Origin of the sequence: Streptomyces sp. CA-250714 (genome assembly GCF_050936705.1) — a bacterium.
In the GTDB taxonomy this organism is placed as follows: Bacteria; Actinomycetota; Actinomycetes; order Streptomycetales; family Streptomycetaceae; genus Streptomyces.
Window position 1 is genome coordinate 803,608 of record NZ_JBNJMI010000001.1, and the last position, 20,779, is coordinate 824,386.

The window sequence follows — 20,779 nt, forward strand, 5'->3', positions numbered from 1 at the left end:
GACCGCGCGATACGCGAGGGGCACACAGTGCAAGGGTCACTTATGTGCGGGTGCCGTCGAGGAACGCCTCGACCGCGGTCACGACCTCCCCGGGGGCCTCTTCCGGAACGTAGTGGCCCCCGGAAACGGCGTGACCGCGCACGGCGGCCGGATCGGTGTGGTGGTCCTGCCAGATGCGCAGGACGTCGCTCTGGGCGAGTCCGCCCTGGGCGCCCCAGAGCACGAGCAATGGTGCCCGCAGGCGCAGTCCGCGGTCGTGATCGGCCTCGTCGAGTTGGAGATCGGTTGTGAAGCCCGCTCGGTAGTCCTCCAGTGACGCCCGCAGGTGACCTCGGTCGGAGAAGGCGGCGACGTAATGTTCAAAGGTATCCTTGTCAACGGCACCGGATTCGAGAACCCGGTCGAAGAAGTGTCGAAGATATTCCTCGATATTTTGCGAGATGAGTTTTTCCGCCAGATCGGATTGCCGGTGGAAGAACCAGTGCCACATCGCACTCGCCGAGTCGCGGTCAAACGATCGCATGACAAACCTGGTCGGCAGAATATCCAGCAGCACCAGGGCATCGATCTCCGACGGGTGATCGAGAGCCCATCGGTGGGCGACACGGGCGCCCCGGTCATGACCCATCACAACCGCCGAGTCGTACCCGAGGCGATGAATCAGACTGCTCAGGTCGGCTGCGACGGAGCGCTTGTCGTATCCCGATTCGGCCAGTCCCGAGGCTCCGTATCCGCGAAGGTCCGGGGCGACCACGGTGCGGTGGCGGCTGAGCGGCCCCACGACATGGCGCCAGCACCTGCCCGTTTGGGGCCACCCGTGGAGCAGTACGACCAGTTCCTGCCCCTCGCCGACGATTCGGTAAGTCAATTCGACGTCGTCCAGGCTCATCGACTCGACAGTGTCCCGGCGCATCTTTCTCCTTTACGTTCGATAGGGGGCTTGCCGAGGCTTCCGGTATAACTCGGGGCCGTTCCGCCCCGAGCCCGGAATGGATCAAGCGGCCATACCCTGCAGCGAGAGCGACCGGTCCAGCCGGGCCCAGACAAGGGTGCCTGTGTTGAGCCGCCGGCTCCCCCAGGAGGTGGCTGTTTGATCGATGAGGAACAGCCCGCGGCCGTCTTCGCTCTGGGCGCTGCCGGAAGTGGAAATGTTCAGCGGCTCCATCGGCGCCGACCCTTGGTCGCGCACCATGACGAAGATGCTCTCCGCGTCGAGTCGCAATTGCACCTGCACCGAAGGGGAGCGCGTGTGGACGACGGCATTGGTGACAAGCTCCGACACGATCAACTCCGCCGCGTCTGCCGCGTCCTCGCTGACGTCCCCCCATGCCACCAGGGCGCGTCGCGTCTGCTCCCTGGCCTGGGAAGGAGTCCTCTGTTGCCGCGGCAGAATCCACTCCGCTTGGAAGCCTGCTCGCCCCTCAACATGATCAGTAGTGAAATCCTTCAGAGGCGCATGCGGTGGGTCGCCGACGGGCAGCGAGCCGATAGGTGCGTTGAACATCTTGATCACTCCATCGGGGGCGTGCCCCCTGGAGATGCGGGACAGTGGTGGAGGTCGAGGCACTGCGTTGAGTGGCCTGCGTTCGTTGTATTCACAGCGTGGCAACCCCCAGAGTGCGATAGCCAGGATGTGCTGCCACTGAACGGCAACCCGAAGCGACCTTTCAGGTGCCTTGTCCTGATGTTTTCCGGCGTCGTGGCTGACCTGCTGGGCCGTCTCGTTTGGATCACGCTGGGCCTGCGGCCCAGGCGTCCAGCGGTGACCATGCGCGTAGCAGAGCGGGCGGCGCGTAACTGGGCTCCTTGAACTCCTCGTACAGGGATTCGGCGACGGCCTGGGCGGTGTCGAGCCCGATGAGATCGAGGAGTCGCAGCAGCCATGGGGTGGGCACATCCCAACTCCATCCCTTGGTCGATGTCCTGCGGGCTCGCTGTTAGTGGGCGGGCCTCGCAGCGCGCCGCCGTCTCCGAGTCAGCCCACTCAGCCCTTGCTCACCAGCGTCGGCCGGGACCACCTGCGCGTTTCCTGACCCAACAGCCCTCGGCGAAGGGCCCGAAACCTCACCCACGTCGGCCCCGAGCCCGCGCAGGCACGTACGCCAGGAATCCCGCAATCACACGGCTGACGAATAGGAAAGACCCCTACACCCCCTGCGACTTCCCAGCCACGGGCAGGGCGCCTCACCAGCACCTATATCCCGGCGAGCGCTGCGCATCAGATGATGGATTCCGCACCGGCGCCCCTGGCGATCTCAGCAATTCCCGGAACATCACAGCCGCTTCACACGCGAGAGCACATTTCAGCACCAGCCCTGGCTCCACACCACCTCACCACCCATACGCACACCGCAACCAACGGCTGACCGCCCCCGGCCGCCAGGTGAACCGTCCGGGTCCTGGCTCCGTTGCAGGAGCCGACGGCCAGTCCCGCGACACCGGGAAGCAACCCCTCATTCCAGTTCACCAGGAGGACACCGTGCCGAACCCCGATGATGGCGTGCTCGCATACGCCTACCTCCGCTGGGTCGGGCAAGCGCCCGAACAGCGCATGGGAACGCTGCCGAACGACGATGTGGTGATCCGCATACCAGGGCCACCGGAGACTCCGGCCTTTCCGCCACAGACAGTGAACCTCGGAGAAGCACTGCACAGCTTCCTCGACCCCGCCAACCCCGGAGCAGGAGAACAAACGGCAATAGAACTGAGAAATACCAACGTCCCCGTACAGAACCTGGAGGGACTGGGCTGGCACATCCATCCAAAAGCGCTCAACCAGGACCAGCGCGCCAAATGGTTTACTCCCCAAGATACCCAGGATGCTGTCGGAATCTATCGGCTCTTCAATGAAGGACGGACAACGAGAGGATACCTGCCTGTTTGGATCAGCAAAATAGAGAACGCTAAACGGGCCGGTTGGAATCGCGAGCCGGATTGGTCCGTTACCATCAGGATACGACTGCATCACAACCGGGGAGGGACAGCTTCGCTGGGCCCTGCGGCAGTATGGGCGCTGATTGACAATGCAATCCCCGTCATACGTTCACAAAGGGAAGGCTTTGTGCAAATTCATCCCCGGGCGCCGACAATTGGCCAGAAGGCCGCACGCGAAATGGGCGAGAAGCGTGGGCGAAATATTCGCGCCATGTATGAGTGGGGCATAATACCTCCCGAACACGTGCCACCCTACGGTCCTCGCGCAGGCTCGGCGAAAGCGATTAAGCCGTGGGCGAAGCAAACCCTGGATCGATTGGCCGATCTCGCGAGGGCGAAAAGTAAGCACGCCACATCGGAGGAACCGGAAATCGCTGCGCTAAAAGAGGCCGGCAAACTCACTCTGGTGGCCACCGATTCAGGCAAGAGCTACAAGATCTCCGCGGAAAATACTGAGCCTATCGCCAATATCGTAGCGGCCCTGACGAAGCTGCCGCCCGAGTTGCGGGACCATGGGCCCGACGGCCCGCCGCAGCAGAACCAGCTGGGAGAGGCGGAGTTCGCTCCACAACCCAGCGCCTCGTACCAGCAGCCGCAAGCCCCACACCAGCCCTTTGTTCCCCCCGCTCCTCCTCCAGCCCCGACCTGGGCCGGCGCGGCATCGGCGTTTTCCCCACCGGCCACCGGCGGGTACGAGTATCCCTCGTCCGCAACCCAGCCAGTGATGCCCAGCCTGACGCCCCAACAGCAACAGACCCAGCAGACGCGAGGGCAGGGGCAGGGGCAACCGCGGCGGAAGTAGACGCGGCAAGCGGCGGCTGATCGGTGAAGGCTCCTGCCGGCCGGTGGGCCCCGCCTCCATCGCGAGGCGGGCTCGGGCCACCGGTGCCGTGTCGGCTGCTCTGTCTCCCTCACTGCCAGTCGAAAACTGACTGGTGCCGGGCAGCGGTGCGGGCCAGGAAGGTGAGAACGGGGTGGGGGGCGCTGTGCGCTTCGTGCAGATGGATGACCTGCTAGTTCCGTTCCCGCCAGGCAGATCAGCAGCGCGGAGGTCGGTGAGCCCGGGCGGGCATCTTGCCAGAGGGCCTGGTACGCGGTTCGTACGCCTGGTCCGCTGAGGGCGGCGGACCGTGCCGTGCGTGGCTGTGCTGCCCAGCATCTCGGCTGCCAACCGGTGCCGACCGTTTACGCATTGTCTCCGAGGCTTGCCAAAGCGTCGTGGACCTGTTGTTGGGTCGGCCGGCTTGCGGCAGGGGGCAGCGGGCGGATTCGGCGCGCAGGCCGACCAGGAGGAAGGCGGCTTGGCGGCGCCATCCGTTCGGAGCGACCTCGCCGGTGGCTCTGGCTGGCAACTCGTTGGCGGCGAAGGCGAACACCGGATCCGCATTGGTGAAATCGGAACGGAGAACGTCGGCTTCGTGGGCGCGTCCGACGATCTGTTGTGCAGCGTCCATCGTTCGGCCGCAGGCGGCCATAAGGCGTTTCGCGTCCCGATAGCGGCCGCTGACTAGGGCGGCGACGCAAGGTCTGTGGCCTTGCCTCCCGACCGCGGAAGCGGGCTGTGGGCGCCGGTGCCAAGCACCGCTTGGTGTTCGTCGACCGGCTGCTTGCCACGCTCGTTCATCCGTCACGGGGTCTCCCACGACGTGCTGGCCTGCTGGTTCGGCGTGGATGGACCACTCCACCGTCACCCGGGCCATCGGTGAAGTGCGGCCTCTGCTCGCCGATCGGGGGGCACCGTCAGCCCCGACGTGCGGCTGCGGACTCGGGCCGAGGCCGTCGACCATCTCGGCGCCGGCGGAACGACCGGCATCATCGACGGCACCGAGATCCGGGTCCGGCGGCCCGCCGCCGGAACGCAAGGACCGGGACAAGTTCATCGCCAGCAATAACAAGCACAACGCCGTCAAATCCATGGTGGTCAGGGACGGCGAAGGCCGCGCGCTGTGGTGCAGCCCGGCCCGCCCCGCAAGCTGCGCGGCATCACCCACGCCCGCGAGTTGGAGCTGGCCCGACTCCTGACCAGCGGCCCGCGGTCGAGATCCTCGCCGATGCCGGCCACCAAGGACTGGGCGCCCGGACAGGCGGCCCGATGGTGACACCACCGCATCGCAATTCCAGAAGAATCCGCCCGAGTGGTACGAGGAGATGCACGAGCGGCAGCGCAGGGCACACTCCTCGCGGCGTATCCGGGTCGAGCACGGCATCGCCCGCATGAGGAACTGGCGGGCCCTGGCTCACCACCTCGGCCGCCGAGAACACATGGGCGACACCGCCCAGGCCGTCGCGGGCCTGCTGTCCCACCAGCAGACCGTGAACCACGCCCGCAGGGGTGGGGCCCGACGGACCGTAGGAGGCAGTCTGCTGCCATGCATCGCAGCGGTGACCGACAGCCTTCCCATGGTCTCCGTCAGCTCCTCGGCTGAGGAGTACCCCGGCGTCGAGAGCCCGGCAGGGTTGATTGGAGGACGCCAGGAGCCGGGCGCGGCGAGAGTGCCGGTTCTCCCGTGCCCCGTTGTCGGACATCGGTTCCGGGGATCTGCCGTGCCATCCGGCCTGCCTGGAAAGGGCACCGATGTCCGGACTCACGGACCACGACGGTACCGCGTGCGCTCCGAACTCCTCGTAATGGCCCGGGGGCAGCAGGATGCTGGAACTGGCGCGGCGCAGCACCCCGCTTCGGCAAGTCCCCGCAGCCGACAGGACCTACGTCTTGCGGGTGAGGTTGCCGAACCACGGTGCGCGGGCGGCCGTGTCGAGGGGAGCTATCCGGATGCGGCCCTTCCCCTGGCCCGCCGTGTCGAGTGTCGAGGACCAGCCGGGGGAAGTTGTCGGTGCACTTCGGTACCGAGGAGTCGGATTTCTATTTGCCAGGAGAGAGGATGAGCCTGCCCTCGTGCACGGAGAACGCCTCGGCCTGGTTACAGCGGTGACTTCGGGAGTCGTTTCAGCGGTGACTGTGGAAGTCGGTGGTTGGGGTGGTGCGCTGCCGCCCGCGCAGACCACGGCGAGGCCGCGGGCACCCGGGCCCTGATCGAGGTGTTGCCGCTGACCCGGCACATGGAGCACGACCATGTCGTCAACGGACTCGCGGCCGCCCACCGGGCCGGGGCACTGACCGCGGACGCGGTCGCGCTGGAAGCACGTAAGGCCGCACAGGGCGAGACGACGGAAACCTCCGCCAGAACGGGGGCGCCCCGCGATGAGTCATCGGCGACGGTCACTTCCGACTGGAAGCTCTCCCATCTGCCGCCCGACACCCGACCTCTTCCATCAGTAGCCCACTACGACCAGCTCCTGCGCCAACAGCACGGCCGGACGGTCGGCGAGAAGGAGGCATCATGAGCCCACGCAAACGCGGGCTGACCGAAGAAGCCGCCACCGCATCGATCGACCAGGCATGCCGACTGCTGCGGCTGCCCTCCATCCGCCAGCAGTTCCACGACCTCGCCGAAGGTGCTGCCCGCGACCAGATGTCCTACCGCGCCTCCCTCGCGGAACTGCTGATGGCCACCGAGTGCGACGACCGGGCACGGCGACGCTCCGAACGCCGGATCAAGGCCGCGTCCTTCCCCCGGGACAAGTCGCTGAGGGCCTTCGACTTCGAAGCCAACCCCAGTATCGACCCGGCCACGGTCAACACACTGACCACCTGCGACCGGGTCAAGAAGGGCGAGCCGCTCTGCCTGATCGGCGACTCCGGCACGGGCAAGTCCCACCTGCTGATCGCGCTGGGGACCGAGGCCGACATGCTCGGCTACCGCGTCCGCTACGTGCTGGCCATCGAAGCTGGTCGACGAACTGGTCGAGGCCGCCGGCAAGAAGCAACTGTCGAAGACCATCGCCCGCTACGGGCGCGTCGATCTTCTCTGTATTGACGAGCTCGGCTGCATGGAACTCGACCGGCGGGGAGCCGAGTTGCTGTTCGAGGTGCTGACGGAGCGGGAAGAGAAGAACAGTGTCGCGATTGCTTCCGACGAGTCGTTTTCCGGGTGGACGACGACGTTCACGGATCCGCGGCTCTGCGCGGCCATCGTCGACCGGCTGACCTTCCACGGCGCGATCATCCAGACTGGCACCGAGTCCTACCGGCTCGCCCACACGAAGGCGGTGGCCGAGCGCGCCGAGGCCAGCTGACCGGCCACCACGCGGGGGACCCTCCCGACAGCGACCCGAACTCAGCCTTCTCGCTATGGGCTGACAAGTTGTGCGGGATCTCTCCGGAGACGGCCTGTCGGGCAGGCCCGGGTGGGTCTGCCCGACGGTGTGCGGTGTGTGACACCCTGCCCGAGCTTTCGGGTGAGGGTGGTGCCTGTGGTGTGGCCAGGCGGCCGGCTTACGGATGCTCAGCGATGGCTGGGCCCGCCGGTCAGTCGATGCCTTCGATGATGCGGAAGTCGCGCTCGACGCCGTCGGGGAGGGCCACCAGCGCCTTCTGGTATGCCTCGCTCTCGTATGCCGCGACGGCCTGTTCAAAGCTGTCGAACTCGATCAGAACGACGCGTTGCGTGATTCCGGCCTCGTGGGCGACGACTCGACCGCCACGGGACGGGATCCGGGACAGGACGCGCCCGCCCCCAGCCTGGACAGCCGGACCGGCCAGCTTGTCGTAGGCAGTCAGCTTCTCAGGGTCGGAAATGGCGGGGTAGACACTGACCCAGTAGCCCTTAGCCATGGAAATCTCCTGTGTTGGGCCGGACACGTCCGACTGCGAATTGACACTCGGATCGATCGATCCCGGCGACGGGAACTGCGGTCAGTTGAATCGCCATATGCGCAGGTTAGACCTTGATCTGCGGTCGAGGGAAAGACCGGTACGGGATAGACTCAGAACGGATCGTTATCAATCGGCAGGGAGGGCACGTGGCGCCGGATACGGTAAGCCTGCGGTACTTCCTGGTGCTGGCACAGGAGTTGAACTTCACCCGCGCGGCCGCACGGATCGGTATCGCACAGCCCGCACTCAGCGCCCGGATGCGCCGATTGGAGGCGGAACTCGGTACGGCCCTGCTGGTCCGCAACACGCGTAGCGTCGTATTGACCACGGCCGGTGCGGCTTTGGCGGAGTCCGCGCCGCCCGCGCTGGCGGCGCTGGACCGGGCATGGGACACCGCCCGGAGCGCGGCGGCCGGTGAACTGGGCACGCTGCGCATCGGATACAGCCTCAGCGCCGGTGCCGAGACGGCACCGGCCCTGGTGGACAGGCTGATTCGCGGCAACAGCGGACTCGAGGTCGGCGCGGTCCCGATGGCGACGCCGGAGATCTCCCCCGCGGTCGCCGACGGCCGCATCGATGCCGGGATCACCCGCGGTGAACAGCCGGGCCGTGGCGTGCGCCGGTTCCTGCTGCGGCGTGCGCGCATCGGGGTCCAGCTGGCGCAGCACCATCCGCTGGCCGAACACCCGGAGATCGAGATCGCCGACGCGGCCGCGTATCCGCTGCGACTCCCGGACCGTGCGGCCAACCCCGTGATCCACGATCAGCTGTCCGCACTGTTCCGAGACACCCGACCACACCCCCGATTCCACACGCCCGCAGTCTCTTTCGACATGTCCCAGCGCGACCTGCGCGACGGGGTCACCCTCGCCCCGGCCGGAGAAGCCGCGGCCACGGCACAACCGGCCGGTCTCACCTGGCGACCGCTGCGGGGCGCGCCCAGCCTGACGATCCACCTGGTCCTCCCACGCGAGCAGTCGCCGCTACACCGCCGCATCCGTGCCGTCGCCAAAACCCTGGCGCACGAGCTGCACTGGCTGCCGGACTGACGCGCAAGAGGTCAAGCGAGACGGACGCCTGCGGTGGCGAGCCGAAGACCTTGCGCCCGGCGGACTTCGCGGTGATGACGACGGCGGTCTTGCTGAATGTCCGACACGACCTCGCTACGCCGGCGGATCAGCATCCGATGATGGCCCCGGATCCGATCCGAGTCGTACACCGCGGCGACGTCCTCGCCCAGCCCGAGATCTCGGCGGATACCGCGCCTTCGCCGACGCCGAACCGGACAAGCACGGGTAACCGGCGGGAACGCCCGCCGTCAACGGCGTCCATGACGTGGGTCAATGCTCAACGCCAACCACTGTTCCATTGCTCCCCGAGGCCGTGTTCGAGACGGGCGATCCGCGTGCTGAGTTCCGCGGCATCGGCGGGTGCGGGTTCAAAGATGGGTTCTCAGCGTGCTCTCGTTGAGCAGGCGGGCTCGATCCATGCCGAGCAGGCTGCCCCGGCGGAACCCACCAATCGCACGCGCATGCGACAGCAAGAGACGTTGACATTGATCACGCGCAACTCGCCAAAGCGACTCCGGGAGTCACCTTGAAATGGCACCCGGAGACCCTGACACAGCCACTCGGCCGAGTACCGGCATCGCTGGTCGTCGACCTCGGCGATGGTGGTCTGCCAGACGCACAGTTGAGACCTGTCCAGGAGGGGCCGACTCGACGCTCTTCTTCGCGATCACCAGCCGGGCGTATGGCGCGTCCGATTCCCGCCCCGAGCCCTTCTGCCGTTCACCCATGCCTTCCCAGTGGCCGCGGAAGGCGATCGGTATGAGCCCTGTAGTCCCAGCTCGGACACCAGGGAGCAAGTAACCCGCCGGTAGGTTCCGAGGGGCTCGGGCCTGCCGTTTCCTGCCGTTGGGGCGCCTCGTTGGGCTGATCGGATGAACCGACGGCTCGACGACGACAAGGGTCGGGTGTGCGACAAGAGTGGTCGCCGGAAGACGTGGTGGCGTGCTGGACGCGGGTGGATGGCGACTGGGACCTGGTCGCCAACAAGTCCGGCCCGACCAGGCTCGGCTTCCGCCTGATGCTCAAGTTCTTCGAGATCGAGGCCCGGTTCGCGGAGTTCATCGAGGAGTTTCCTCACCCCGCTGTCGAGTACGTCGCCGGGCGGGTCAAGGTGCCGGCGGCCGAGCTCTCGGAGTACGACCTGCGGGCGCGAAGCGGCACCGGAAGCAGGTCCGCGAGGCTCCGGGGTTCCGGCCGTCGACAGTGGCGGACCAGGAACGGCTGACCGAGTGGCTGTCGACGGAGGTCTGCCCGGTCGAGGTGGTCGAGGACCGGCAGCGGGAGGCCCTGTTGGTGCAGTGCCGTGTCGAGCGGAAAGATCAACGCTCGTGCCTGAGCGGCGGGTTGAGAGGCAGCTGACGGCGGAGCTGAAGAAGGTCCGGGGCAGGGAGGGCATCCTCTTCAAGCTCGCCGACGCGGCGATCGGCAAGCCGGACGAGGTGGTGGGCACGGCGCTGTATCCGGTGGTCGCGGAGAAGACGCTGCGCGACCTGGTGGCAGAGGCCGAAGGCGAACGAGAAGGTCTTCAAGGTCAAGGTTCGCACCACCCTGCGGTCGTCGTACAGCTCGTTCTACGCCGATAGCGTTGCCCGCCAGCACCGGTGGGTCGCCCAAAGCGCCCCGGTCCGGACCAGACTGAGCGACGATGATCAGGCGTGTGGTGGCGGTTGTGACGTGCGTCGTGGTCGCCGTCTTGGGAGGGGCTGGTGGGACCGGACCTCGCTGTTCACGGTGGGCCCGCGACGATGTCCTCCAACGACGCAGTCGAGCCGGTGCGGGTACGCGTCGTGCTGCCCGCCGACCCGGTGCTGGGGCATCAGGAGCAGGAGGTCGTCGCGCGGCTGTGGAGGCGGCGGCAGACCGAGGCCGGCTGGCGCACGGTCAGGGACAGGACGCGGCCGGCGTCGTTCAGCAGACCGGGCCGGCTTCACCGAGACCTCCGGCATCTTCACTGCGGGCGGCGGCTACGGCTGGACCGCGGACAACGCTGTTGGCGATTCCCCCGAATCAACACAGAGGTGCGGCTCGTCCGGTGCGGCACGCGCCAACGCAGGTTCGAGTCAGCCGATGGAGGAGACGCCGCCCTCGCCGCCCTCGCGGGCGTCGAGCAACTCGTCCCAGTGCTCGGTCGCCCATCGGCACGCGGCGGCCAGCGGCTCCAGCATGCTGCGTCCCAGCGGTGTCAGCGCGTACTCCACCCGCAGTTTCGGGTCGGCGTACACCGTGCGTGACACGAACCCGTTCCGCTCCAAGCCGCGGAGTGACTGGGTGAGCGCCTTCGGAGTGACGCGGCCCAGTGGCACGCGGAGTTCGGAGTATCTGCGCGGGCCGTCTTCCAGGCAGCGGAGGACCATGGATGCCCATTTGTCACCGAAGCGGAAAGGCAGCAGCGAGGACGGGCACAGCTCGTCGAACAAGTCGGGTGGCAGCGGTGGCCGTTGCGTCATCGAGGGTCTCCCGTCTCCGGTCTTGGTATCCAGATGGTGACCGACCCTCTGGATATCTTCTGGAGCATCGACTCAACGGGAGGTATTCCGACGACGGGCAGGATCGTGGTTCTCGGGGCGCGTGGCCGCCCGCCTGCTCGGCACCCTCACCGGTCCGCACCCGTCCTCCTCTGGCGGGAAGGCAGCCGGCTTGCCGATTTGCACCTCACGTCAACGTCAAGTTGAGAGTAACGGGCGTCGAATGAACCCATTCGACCTATAAAGGTAAGGCAGGACATTATGCGTGCAGCTCGCTTCCATGAATACGGCGGAGCGGAGAGCCTGGTGGTCGAGCAGGCCCCCGACCCCCACCCCGGACTTGGGGAGATCCGGGTCCGCGTCGCGGCGGCCGGCGTCAATCCCATCGACTGGAAGCTGCGCACCGGCGCCCTGCACCAGCTGCTTCCCCTGGAGCTGCCCGCCATCCCCGGGCGCGACGCCGCCGGCGTGGTTGACGAAATCGGTGAGGGAGTGCAAGGGGTGAGCATCGGCGACCGCGTCTTCGGGCTGGGCGGTGTCACCGGCGCAACCGCAGAGCTGGTCATCCTCTCGGCCTGGGCCCATGCCCCCGACACGTGGAGCGATGAGCAGGCTGCGGGCGCCGGTCTCGCGTCCGTGACCGCGATGCGTGGCCTGAACGCGCTCGGCTCCGTCGCGGGGCGCACCCTTCTCGTCGAGGGCGCCGCCGGAGGCGTGGGCAGCGCGGCAGTCGAGATCGCTGTGGCACAAGGTGCCACCGTGATCGGGACAGCCAGCGAACGCAACCACGAGTTCCTCACCTCTCTCGGCGCCACTCCCACCACCTACGGCCCCGGACTCGCGCAGCGCCTCTCCGCTCTTGCTCCGCACGGCGTCGACATCGCGCTCGACACCGCGGCCTCCGGATCCCTGGACGACCTCGTCGCGATCACGGGCGACCCGACGCGCGTCGCGACGGTTGCCGACCACGCAGGCGGGCAGCGCCTGGGCACGCATGTGGTCAACGCGGAGAACGACTCCACCCTCCTGTCCGCGGCGGCGGAACTGGGCAGGCAAGGCCGCTACACACCCCGTATCGAACAGACCTACCCCCTGGAGCGGACCGCCGACGCCCACGCGCACGCCGAGCGCGGCCGCACACGCGGAAAGATCGTGATCTGCATCTGAAGCGTTGGCATGGCACAGATGCGCCGGCCCGCCAAGTGATGATCTTGGTGGGCCGGCGCTGACTGCTCAGCGCTGGACGTCTGCCACTGACGGATGCGCGAGGGCGACACGTTGAAGGTCACCCGGCTCGACCGGCTCCCCCGCTCCGTGCTGCACCTGGTGCCCCTCGGCGCCGAGCTGCGCGAGCGCGGGATCGGCTGCACGTCATCGAGCAGTGCATCGACCAAGACCAAGACCTTGCCCGCCGGCCGAAGAAGACCGCCGCCGCGAAGCCCTGAAAGCTACCGGCGAGTTACTTGCTCCCCGGTGTCCGAGCTGGGACTACAGGGCCGACACCAGGCGGCCGTCCGCCCTGCTGCGCTATCGACTCCTGGGGGCTGCGGTCGCGCGGCTCGGGGAACCGGTGGGGGTGGGGCACGCGATTGGCTGATGGCGGGGATCTGCTTGAAGCGCGTGGCGCGAGGAGTCGGTCGTCGGGCGGCTGTCCGCCTCTCCGAGTGGAGGCAGATACGTGTTCGCGGCGCCCCCTGTCGGATTCATCGGCCGGGGGTTGCCGTCACCCTGGCCATAGGCCGGGTGGTGGTACGGGGACGGTGGATCGGCCTCGCGCGATGTCGTGGCCGGCTCATCACCGCCCAACCAGGGGATCGCCGCGGATCCTCCCCCGACGGCCAGTTGTCCCAGGCCCCTGGCCCAGTGGTTGGCTGCGGAATCGCCGGAGGCACCGTAGGCGTAACTCAGCGTTCCAGCCGCGGCGATGAGGGCCGCGGCGCACTGCTGGTAGGTCCTGTTCTTGCTTTTGACCATTGTGTGCCCCACCGCCAGCATTCCCGCAGCGACGCCCGCCGCATACCATTTCTTGTCCCGGGCGAGGAAGGCGGCCCCTTGCATCCCGTAGGTGAATCCGGAAATGGCTCCGTCGACTTTCTGCGGGCCCCCACTTCGCTGATACCACTCATGCGCTTGCTGGGCCGAGGCCCGCAGTGCATCCACCGTGGAGCGCTGCAGGAGATTCCAGGTCTCGTTCACGGCACGATGCACCGGCGGATATCGAGGCGGCTCCGGAGCCGTATCCGGTCGTGCGGCCTCGACGCTTTCCGCCGACACCGCCGTGCGGGGGCTGGAGACTTCTGACAGCGGGCTCAGATAGAAGTCAACGATGGAGCTGAAGCTGTACCGTCCCGCTGAATCGACCGAGGTCCGACGGCCGGTTTCCGGGCCGTTCCCGTCGAGGTCACTGAGTTCGGCGGACATCCGGCCTCCGCCCGAATTACTGGGCGAACTGGCATCTGGCCCCCAGGTATCAGGTATTTGCGTGTGCCCGCCGTCGTCGGGTGGTGCCATGCCGAATCGCCTCCTGACTGACGAGAAGCTCCACAGGGCCGTCCTGTTCCTTCAGAGCTCCGCGCCGGAATTGCTGCTGCGCGCAGCTACGAAGTGGGAAATGGGTCGGTTCAGGGACGACAGCTGAACTTCGGGTGAACTCACGGCCTCCGGCTGTGCGTTGAGCTGTTTCCGGGCCCCGCACATCGCGACCTCTGCCTGACTTCATGAACCGGCGGACGCCGGTATCCGTTGTGCACGTTGGACAGCTCATCGAGGAGGAAGGAGGCCGGCATGCCTGAGGACTACTGGCAGCAGGCCCCCGAGCCGCTGGACGGTGATCGCGACTGGCGCCTCAACCCCGAGCCACTGGATTTCGTGGGTGGATCAGATCGTGAACGAGCCCGAGCCGGCCTGAACATCGCCTTGGCCAGCGCGCGCCGACGGGCAGGACCTCCCCCGTCTTACGAGCGTGACCAAGCCCGCGTCGGTCTGAACAACGCGGTAGCCAGCGCGCTCCGACGTCTGGGAACTCCCCCCGCTTACGATCAGCGTGAACAAGCCCGCGCCGGTCTGAACAGCGCACTGGCCAGCGCGATCAGGCGGGCAGGACCTCCCCCGACGCACGCGTCACGGAATGAGCAGAGCCAAGGGGAAGCCAGTCGCACGCCTCCCTCTGATTCTCGTCGCGCCACCCCGCGACGACGACGTTAGCGTCGAACGTTCGTAACTGTCGGGCAACTCATCGTGATCACTGGGCAGGCGGCTTCTCGTGCTGGGGGTGAACATCGCGGCCACCGTGCTCACGGTGCAGGCGCCTGGGCGAGTGAACCGATGGCCGCGCCGAGCCGTTCTCCTCCTCGGAGTCGCTCGCGACACGGAGGAGGACGTCCGTATGCCGGAGCAGCAGCCCGATCGGCAGAGCCTCGACTTCGCCAGGTCCTTGGCGAGGGAGATCATCAGAGCTGACCTGCGCAATGTCGAGCAGGTCAGGCAGGACCGTGCTCTGGCAGAGCGTCTCGGCCGAGCCGAGGGCTTTGCGCCAGGCCCCAGGACCCGAGGCGAGGGCCTTGCGCCAGGCCCCGGGGAAGATTCCGACCAGCCCATACGGCGCCAAGAGCAATCCGGCGGGGGAAGGCTCCGCGCCGCCATGGACTGGGTGCGGAAACTCCTGGAGGGCGACCGTTCGCGGCAGCAGGCAGATGGCCGACGGCGCCTGAGGAAGCGCCGTCCGGAAGCCGCGCCGACACCCTTCGAGCGCTACCAGGAACTCGATCCGCGTATGAAGGCGTTGGTCGAGGACGCGGTGAGGAAGCAGCTCCAAGAGCGGAAGCTGGACATCCGAGAGCTGTCCAGAGCCGCCGCGGTTGTCGAGAACGCCAGGGCGCGGCAGGAGGTGGCGACCCGCCCGCCCGATGGCGCCCGGGGACTCCCTGGTCCCCGAAGCGCCGAGGAGGCGTTGGCACGCGCGGCGATGACTTCTCAGGCTTCTCCGGCTTCTCAAGCTTCTCCTGGAAATGCCAGGCCGCCGACGACAGAGCGGCCCCCGCCGCCTGTGCCGCCCAAGCTCTCCATGGACCGGGCCGAGTCTCCCGTCAGGGCCGCGCCCGGGGAGATCTCCCGTCCCTCAAGGCCTCTCGGCACCCCGGCTCCCCATGAGCCCGTGAGTCCGCTGGAGCCCACCAACTCTGTCGCCAAAAGCATCCGGGACTTCAGCCCGCGCAGTAAAAGTGGCTCGGATTCGCAGTCGTCAGCCACCACTCCGGCTAAGCAGGCAGCAAACAACGGTCTCCGGCGCCGGGCGAGTAGGTGATCCCGGTCTGAGGGGCGCCGCTCGGGCCTGCTGGTCGGCGAGATTGCGTTCGTTCCGCGCCAAGGGCCAAGCCAAGGGCCAACTATGGTGGTGATTGAACCGCCGGTGGCGTGAATCCGTTGGTGACCGGCAGGGAGGATCCCGCTGGTTCCCGATCTCGGATGGGTCGAGGCACAGGACAACTCGGTGAAGTCCTCGAGCGGGCCGCCCGGGAAGGAGTCACATATGACTGACTCGACCGTTCGGTCGCAAGGAGGCGTCCCGGAAGGGGCGGCTGTCCGGCTCAACGACCTGGACGAGGGACAGCACGACGCCCGCGCGAGCGAGAACTCCCCGTACTGGGACGCGCTGAACAAGTTCACCATGTCGAACGCCATGGCTCTGATGTCCGCCGGGTGGGCGGTCAAGAACAGCACCTTGCGTACGGCCGGCTTCGGCCTGATCTCCGCCTACAAAGCGGAGAAGTCGCTGAAGGAGCTTGAGAACAAACAGCACTGGTCAGCTGGCGTCCACGCGATCAACAGTGTCGGTGCCTTTGTGTGGGCTGCCGGGACGGGGCTCGGCGATCGGGGCCTGAAGACCGCGGGCCCGGCAATCAACTCCCTCACGAATGCCATCTCTGCGGCAAAGAGGTATTACCGCGGCGAGGAGGGCTGGCGTGAAGAGGCGCTTGCCGCAGGGGAGATGGGCTCCTTCGCGGTTGCCAATCGCACGGGAAGTCCCGTAGCCGCGGCAGCGGGATTCGGGTTCGTGGCTCTCGAGTACTTGAGCGAGGCCACCAAAGACCGGGGCTTCCTGGGGCATGGAGCCGGCGCACTCGTGTGGTGTGCGGGAGCGGGGCTGGAGAACGACACGTTGCAGAGCATCGGGGCGGGGGCACTGGCGACCGCGGAGTTCGGTCGGCTCCTCTACTCCGGCTATGAGAGTTACACGAAGAGTCACTCCTCCGAAGCGACTCCGCAGCAGCCGAGCAGCGGTCCGCTTCTCCCTGTGCACAACCCCGCCCGCACAGCGGCCACTTCACCCGGGAATCCCGTCGAGAACGCGCTCCCCGTCAATCCGGTCGCGTCGGCGGCTTCTCTGTACGCGCCGTCCGTACCCCCTCTCGGGAGCCCCCAGCCGCATTCGGCACCCAGTACGCCTAGTACACCTGGTACTCACATCAAGAAGCCGGATGCCGCGAAAACTGTCCGTCGGCACAGCAGATGACGTTCTGACGCGGCCTCGGGGCATACGGCGGGACATACAGCGGCGTGTGGGCGCCGTCGTATGCCCCGCTCGTCGTTCCCCGCCTCCGTTGGCCTACCGCATCGGCTCCAGGGTCAGTGTCATCCCTGTTGGGTCGCTGTCCTCGATGTACGAGGCGTGGCCCGCTACATCGTCGAAAGCGAAGCCGTAGGCTTTGCCGTCCTTGTTGATCTCGTGCATGACCTTGACGTATTCGTGTGGCGTCTTCGCCTGGTGGAACCGGCTGGGATCGCTGGTGGGCTGGTTGTCCAGCGCGGCCAGGGTGGTGCGGTTGAGTGCGGCGCCGATGACGGCTGCGACGGGGCCGCCGAGGTGGTCGTTGGGCGCGGCGAGGGCGCCGTCGCAGAACACTACGTCACGGGTGGTGGGTTTCTCGATGGTGACCTGGCCAGGGCCGGTGAAGCCCAGCGTGTTGCCACTTACCCGCCCGGTGAACCGGCCCTGGCCGGTGGTGACGGTCAGGTCCTTGGAGGAGTAGACGTCCCACACTTCGTCGATGTAGGCGTCGAGGTAGTCGGCGGGGAACTTGCCGGCGTCGATGCCGTGGCCCGGAGCGATGATGCGGCGGTCCTCGACGACCAGGTCGGCGAACGCGCCGCCCGCCAGTGCCGCGAACGCCTTGCCGCGGCCTCCGGGCTCGAGCGTGCCGGTGGTCTGTTCCTTGTTGCCCTGGAGGGTGATCGAGAGCGGCACGCTGAACATGTCCACGGCGGTGGTGTTGCAGTACATGCCGGATTCCTTGAACGTGAACTCGACGCAGTCGTGCAGGACGGGGTAGTTGGGGTCCGACTCGACCCAGCCGGCGGGGTACGCGAGCGACGCCTTGCCGTTGCCGTCCCGCACGGCTTTGAGCCTCAGTTTGCCGCCGAGGGCTGTGTAGATGCGGCCGCCGTCCATCTGGGGCAGGTTGAGGCCGCGGATGTCGGAGAGGGGGATGGCGTAGTCGGTGAAGCCGTCGGCCCCGTTGTCGGCGAGCGTGACGGGCTTGGCTTCGCCCGCGGGGGTCGCGTATACGCGCTGACCGTCCACTTCGCCCAGGATGTAGAGGAAGACGGAGGCGTCGTCGAATTCGCCGGAGTTGTTCACGACTCTCAGCCCGAGCGTGGTGGCCGCTGCGCTGGACGTGGTGGCCGCTGCGCCGGCAGCGTTGAGGCCGCCCATGGCGCGACCGCCGGCGAGTGTGAGACCGGTGGCGGCCGCTGCGGCCGTGGCTCCGCCGAGGAGCTTCCTTCTCGAGATCACTTACCCGTGCCTCCTTGCTGTTGCTGCCATGTCCGCCGACGCGCACACGGCGATGTGGCCAGTAGGTGTGCGAGGGGGCACTACGGGTGCAAGGCAGCGACGGTTTACTTCGCGTGAGATCACTTCCTCCTGCCCCGACGGCTCTGGTCGGCCGTCGGCTGCTGTGCGGGCTTCTGGTAGGGGTGGAATCGGTTCCCGTCCTGGCGGGAGCGCTCCATGTGCTGTGAGGGGTGGTGGACGGCCGGTGAGAGTCTGGCTGCGGCGGCGCGCTGCCGCAGCCGCAGTTGCTCGTCTTGCGTGGCTGCCGCCCTCTCGGAAGATGAGGAGAGGCCCTGTACGGGCTGCTGGAGCATCCATTCGCCCGGAGGAACCTTGGTGAGAGGCGGCCGTTCGGCTTCAGTGTCTTTTCGTCCAGGCTTTTCTCGTGCAGGCTCTTTCCGTTCAGGCTCTTTCCGTTCGGCCTCCATGCCCTGCTCCGAAGCCGACAACTGCATGGCGCCGATCATGGCGAGGTAGTTCGCGCTCGCGTTGTTCTGCTCCGCCTGTCGTGCAACCCGCGGTTCGCGCGCAGTGCTGCTGCCTCCGAAATCCCTCTGCTGTCCGTCTTGGCCCGTGGGCTGTCGCTGCTCCGGTGGCATGGCGCTGACACTCCGATCTGCTCGACACTCCGCCGACAGCTCCCTCAACGGGAGGGGAAGCCTGGCGGTTCACGACCGCTGCGGCGCTCGTCGCGTCCCGGTCGGCGCAGTGAACTGTTTCGTCACGAAGCCCGTTGCAGGCCGTGCCACTGCGGAAATCGACGGGAAGACGGGGAATGCAAACACGATTCAGGCTCCTTGCTCAGGCGTCCCTTGCGCTGGCGCTGCTGGTCGGGCTCGCCTTCGCCGGCATGGGGGTCATCCGGATGTTCGATGACGGAGCGGTCTGCGTGCAGACCGATTTCTGGCGCAATGCCTCACTGGCGCGGGACAGCCTGCCGATCGGCAGGGACGTGCAGGCTTCCAGCAGTACCACGCTCCTGTGCCAGGACAGCCCGTCAACAGCCCAGCGTGCCGCCGGACTCGGAGACGGGCTGCCCTGGTTGCTGTTCAGCGCCCTCGCGTTGCTGCTCTTCTCCCGGCTGCTGAGAGCCGCTGGGCAGCCCGAGCCGTTCACCGGCACGGCGGCCCGACGACTGTCCGCGCTCGGCTGGTTCGTCACCTTGGGCACGCCGCTGACCGGCCTCGTGGCCGGCTGGTCACAGTCCTGGCTCGTCGGAAGCATGGCGGCCGTGGCGGGCTCCGGGCCGACCGTGTCCGGGCCCATGGCGCTCATCCCCGCCGGTGTCACCGCGGTGATCGTCGCAAGGATCGTGCGCGAGGGCACGCGGACGGGCGGAGCACCCGAAGGGGCCTCAGACGCCGCGGGCGACATGGCCGCCCGCAGCCGGCCCTGAGCCGGCAGGCTCACCACCTCCGCCCGGCTCCAGGGTCCACGGGCGCCCGGCATGCCCAGCCGGGCGCCAGTGGTCGCGACGGATAACCATCGCACCGTTTTTGCCGACTCCGAGGTGCTCTGCAGCGAGGAGCCCGTTACCTCGCCGACGATGTCGGGATTCTTGTACCTCGCGATCTCGTCGATCCTCACGACCCGGTCGACGAGCCGCTTGCCGAGCCGGAAGCGGCGCAGCCGGGGCACCATGCGCCGGAACAGGATCTCGAGTCGGCTGTTCACGACGAAGACCCTGCGATCCGCGAACGCGCCGTCCAGGTAGTGGTCGACGTAAGGCCGCAGGGCCCGTTCCCAGGCGGCGAGGGCCGCACCGACGTCACCGGGATGCCGTTCGAGCATCGAACCGAGCAGCTCAGCTCCGGTGAGCCCCGACGAGACGCCCATGCCCGCGTAGAAGGTGACGCACCAGGCAGCGTCGCCGACGAGGACCACACGTCCCTCGTGCCACTTGTCCATCCGGACTTGTTCCACAGAGTCGAACAAGAGCTCGTCGGCGGTCTCGGCCGCGTCCATGACGTCGCCGAGCGTGCTGCCCAGCGGCTGCGGACCGAAGACGGACCGGAGCCGTGCCACGGGCGGCCGGAGGAACTCCGCGTCGACGTCGTCGGTGCGGTAGGTCATCATGACCGTCGGGTCGTGGTCCCGGTACGCGAAGACCCACATCGAGCGGCCCGGTTCGAGCAGGGTCACCGCCTGACCGGGTTCGAGACCGGCCGGCGTGCCGTGGAACTGGAACGCGGCGACCATGTAGTTCAGCGGCCGAAGGTAGTTCTCGTGCGGGCCGAACGCCAGGGCACGGACCGTCGAGCGCAGCCCGTCCGCGCCCACCACCAAGTCGAACCGTTCGGTGACCGACGCCTCGGTCGCGAGGTCGAGCAACGTGACGTCGACCCCGTCGGCGTCCTGGTCGATCGCCGTGGGCACCGTTGAGTAGCGGGTCTCCACATCGTCGGGCAGGACAGCGAACGCGGCTGCTTCGATGTCACCCCGCAGCATCGTCCACGGATTGCCGGGCAGGTCGGAGAAGGACATCCCCGGCCGACTGGAGCCGTCGCGTTCGATGTCGAGCTTCTGCGTCGTCGTACCACGATCGTGAACAGGGTCCAGCATGCCCAGCCGGACCGCAGCCGCACGGCCGGCACCGAACAGGACGATGAAGTAGCCACCGGAACGCCTCGCCGGCGCCCTTTCCACCAGAACGGGGCGCCAGCCTGCTCTGCGCAACCGCGCAGCTGTGGCAATGCCGCTGACGCCCATTCCGACGACGAGTGCCCGTCCCACGCAGGGTCCGGACCCGGTCATGGTTCAC

General features: G+C 67.4%; 17 protein-coding genes and 2 pseudogenes. 9 read left to right on the top strand and 10 right to left on the bottom strand.

Annotation, left to right across the window (positions count from 1 at the left end):
- Positions 1 to 40 precede the first annotated feature (40 nt).
- The 3 genes and pseudogenes from ACQEU8_RS03745 to ACQEU8_RS03755 all read right to left on the bottom strand — a co-directional run.
- Complete coding sequence (locus tag ACQEU8_RS03745) at positions 41 to 889, bottom strand: alpha/beta fold hydrolase (protein WP_433096749.1); 849 nt, start codon at positions 887 to 889, stop codon at positions 41 to 43.
- A gap of 105 nt (positions 890 to 994) precedes the next feature.
- Complete coding sequence (locus ACQEU8_RS03750; RefSeq protein ID WP_433096751.1) at positions 995 to 1,504, bottom strand: ATP-binding protein; 510 nt, start codon at positions 1,502 to 1,504, stop codon at positions 995 to 997.
- Between the two features lie 236 nt (positions 1,505 to 1,740).
- Positions 1,741 to 1,938 (bottom strand): annotated as a pseudogene (locus ACQEU8_RS03755) (3-hydroxyacyl-CoA dehydrogenase family protein); the annotation flags it as partial.
- A gap of 541 nt (positions 1,939 to 2,479) precedes the next feature.
- On the opposite strand from ACQEU8_RS03755, the gene ACQEU8_RS03760 reads away from it, so the two are divergent.
- The 4 genes and pseudogenes from ACQEU8_RS03760 to istB all read left to right on the top strand — a co-directional run bounded on the left by ACQEU8_RS03760 (position 2,480) and on the right by istB (position 7,071).
- On the top strand, positions 2,480 to 3,736 hold the full coding sequence (locus ACQEU8_RS03760; protein ID WP_433096753.1) for a hypothetical protein: 1,257 nt from the start codon (positions 2,480 to 2,482) through the stop codon (positions 3,734 to 3,736).
- Positions 3,737 to 4,880: 1,144 nt separating this feature from the next.
- Positions 4,881 to 5,033 (top strand): hypothetical protein, encoded by a 153-nt coding sequence (locus tag ACQEU8_RS03765; protein WP_433096755.1) that lies wholly within the window; start codon positions 4,881 to 4,883, stop codon positions 5,031 to 5,033.
- 874 nt (positions 5,034 to 5,907) lie between these two features.
- A complete protein-coding gene (locus tag ACQEU8_RS03770) occupies positions 5,908 to 6,279 on the top strand; it encodes a hypothetical protein (RefSeq protein WP_433096757.1) in 372 nt (123 codons plus the stop codon).
- Positions 6,276 to 7,071 (top strand): annotated as a pseudogene (gene istB / locus ACQEU8_RS03775) (IS21-like element helper ATPase IstB). The gene ACQEU8_RS03770 and the pseudogene istB overlap by 4 nt, the downstream one beginning before the upstream one ends.
- Positions 7,072 to 7,303: 232 nt before the next feature.
- Here the strand turns inward: istB and ACQEU8_RS03780 are convergent.
- Positions 7,304 to 7,609: a DUF1330 domain-containing protein gene (locus tag ACQEU8_RS03780; RefSeq protein WP_433096759.1), complete on the bottom strand. Its 306-nt coding sequence runs from the start codon at positions 7,607 to 7,609 to the stop codon at positions 7,304 to 7,306.
- Positions 7,610 to 7,797: 188 nt separating this feature from the next.
- Between ACQEU8_RS03780 and ACQEU8_RS03785 the strand changes: the two genes are divergently transcribed.
- From ACQEU8_RS03785 to ACQEU8_RS03795, 3 genes are all read left to right on the top strand, one after another.
- A complete protein-coding gene (locus ACQEU8_RS03785; RefSeq protein WP_205361464.1) occupies positions 7,798 to 8,700 on the top strand; it encodes a LysR family transcriptional regulator in 903 nt (300 codons plus the stop codon).
- A 928-nt stretch (positions 8,701 to 9,628) separates the two neighbouring features.
- On the top strand, positions 9,629 to 9,946 hold the full coding sequence (locus ACQEU8_RS03790; protein ID WP_433096761.1) for a DUF4158 domain-containing protein: 318 nt from the start codon (positions 9,629 to 9,631) through the stop codon (positions 9,944 to 9,946).
- Positions 9,947 to 10,049: 103 nt separating this feature from the next.
- Entirely contained in the window at positions 10,050 to 10,304 is a 255-nt protein-coding gene (locus ACQEU8_RS03795; RefSeq protein WP_433096763.1) for a hypothetical protein, read from the top strand.
- Positions 10,305 to 10,781: 477 nt separating this feature from the next.
- Here ACQEU8_RS03795 and ACQEU8_RS03800 read toward each other — a convergent pair whose 3' ends face one another.
- Positions 10,782 to 11,168, bottom strand: coding sequence for a winged helix-turn-helix transcriptional regulator (locus tag ACQEU8_RS03800; protein WP_433096765.1), 387 nt, complete (start codon positions 11,166 to 11,168; stop codon positions 10,782 to 10,784).
- A gap of 279 nt (positions 11,169 to 11,447) precedes the next feature.
- On the opposite strand from ACQEU8_RS03800, the gene ACQEU8_RS03805 reads away from it, so the two are divergent.
- Positions 11,448 to 12,353 carry an NADP-dependent oxidoreductase gene (locus ACQEU8_RS03805; protein WP_433096767.1) on the top strand — a complete coding sequence of 302 codons (906 nt, stop codon included), beginning with the start codon at positions 11,448 to 11,450 and terminating at the stop codon, positions 12,351 to 12,353.
- Positions 12,354 to 12,713: 360 nt separating this feature from the next.
- Here ACQEU8_RS03805 and ACQEU8_RS03810 read toward each other — a convergent pair whose 3' ends face one another.
- Complete coding sequence (locus tag ACQEU8_RS03810; protein WP_433096769.1) at positions 12,714 to 13,607, bottom strand: hypothetical protein; 894 nt, start codon at positions 13,605 to 13,607, stop codon at positions 12,714 to 12,716.
- 820 nt (positions 13,608 to 14,427) lie between these two features.
- Positions 14,428 to 15,000 (bottom strand): hypothetical protein, encoded by a 573-nt coding sequence (locus tag ACQEU8_RS03815; RefSeq protein WP_433096771.1) that lies wholly within the window; start codon positions 14,998 to 15,000, stop codon positions 14,428 to 14,430.
- Positions 15,001 to 15,714: 714 nt separating this feature from the next.
- On the opposite strand from ACQEU8_RS03815, the gene ACQEU8_RS03820 reads away from it, so the two are divergent.
- Entirely contained in the window at positions 15,715 to 16,698 is a 984-nt protein-coding gene (locus ACQEU8_RS03820) for a hypothetical protein (protein WP_433096773.1), read from the top strand.
- 93 nt (positions 16,699 to 16,791) lie between these two features.
- Here the strand turns inward: ACQEU8_RS03820 and ACQEU8_RS03825 are convergent, their stop codons facing one another.
- From ACQEU8_RS03825 to ACQEU8_RS03835, 3 genes are all read right to left on the bottom strand, one after another.
- The gene (locus ACQEU8_RS03825) at positions 16,792 to 17,979 is read right to left on the bottom strand and encodes a beta-1,3-glucanase family protein (RefSeq protein WP_433096774.1); all 1,188 of its coding nucleotides are present in this window, start codon (positions 17,977 to 17,979) and stop codon (positions 16,792 to 16,794) included.
- A gap of 119 nt (positions 17,980 to 18,098) precedes the next feature.
- A complete protein-coding gene (locus ACQEU8_RS03830; RefSeq protein WP_433096776.1) occupies positions 18,099 to 18,617 on the bottom strand; it encodes a hypothetical protein in 519 nt (172 codons plus the stop codon).
- 202 nt (positions 18,618 to 18,819) lie between these two features.
- Positions 18,820 to 20,772: an FAD-dependent monooxygenase gene (locus ACQEU8_RS03835; RefSeq protein ID WP_433096778.1), complete on the bottom strand. Its 1,953-nt coding sequence runs from the start codon at positions 20,770 to 20,772 to the stop codon at positions 18,820 to 18,822.
- Positions 20,773 to 20,779 lie beyond the last annotated feature (7 nt).

Excerpts from the sequence above, each read along its gene's own strand:
- ACQEU8_RS03830 (WP_433096776.1), bottom strand. The coding sequence starts at position 18,617 with ATGCCACCGGAGCAGCGACAGCCCACGGGCCAAGACGGACAGCAGAGG.
- ACQEU8_RS03835 (WP_433096778.1), bottom strand. The coding sequence starts at position 20,772 with ATGACCGGGTCCGGACCCTGCGTGGGACGGGCACTCGTCGTCGGAATG.
- ACQEU8_RS03745 (WP_433096749.1), bottom strand. The coding sequence starts at position 889 with ATGAGCCTGGACGACGTCGAATTGACTTACCGAATCGTCGGCGAGGGG.
- ACQEU8_RS03810 (WP_433096769.1), bottom strand. The coding sequence starts at position 13,607 with ATGTCCGCCGAACTCAGTGACCTCGACGGGAACGGCCCGGAAACCGGC.
- ACQEU8_RS03800 (WP_433096765.1), bottom strand. The coding sequence starts at position 11,168 with ATGACGCAACGGCCACCGCTGCCACCCGACTTGTTCGACGAGCTGTGC.
- ACQEU8_RS03780 (WP_433096759.1), bottom strand. The coding sequence starts at position 7,609 with ATGGCTAAGGGCTACTGGGTCAGTGTCTACCCCGCCATTTCCGACCCT.
- ACQEU8_RS03805 (WP_433096767.1), top strand. The coding sequence starts at position 11,448 with ATGCGTGCAGCTCGCTTCCATGAATACGGCGGAGCGGAGAGCCTGGTG.
- ACQEU8_RS03750 (WP_433096751.1), bottom strand. The coding sequence starts at position 1,504 with ATGTTCAACGCACCTATCGGCTCGCTGCCCGTCGGCGACCCACCGCAT.
- ACQEU8_RS03820 (WP_433096773.1), top strand. The coding sequence starts at position 15,715 with ATGACTGACTCGACCGTTCGGTCGCAAGGAGGCGTCCCGGAAGGGGCG.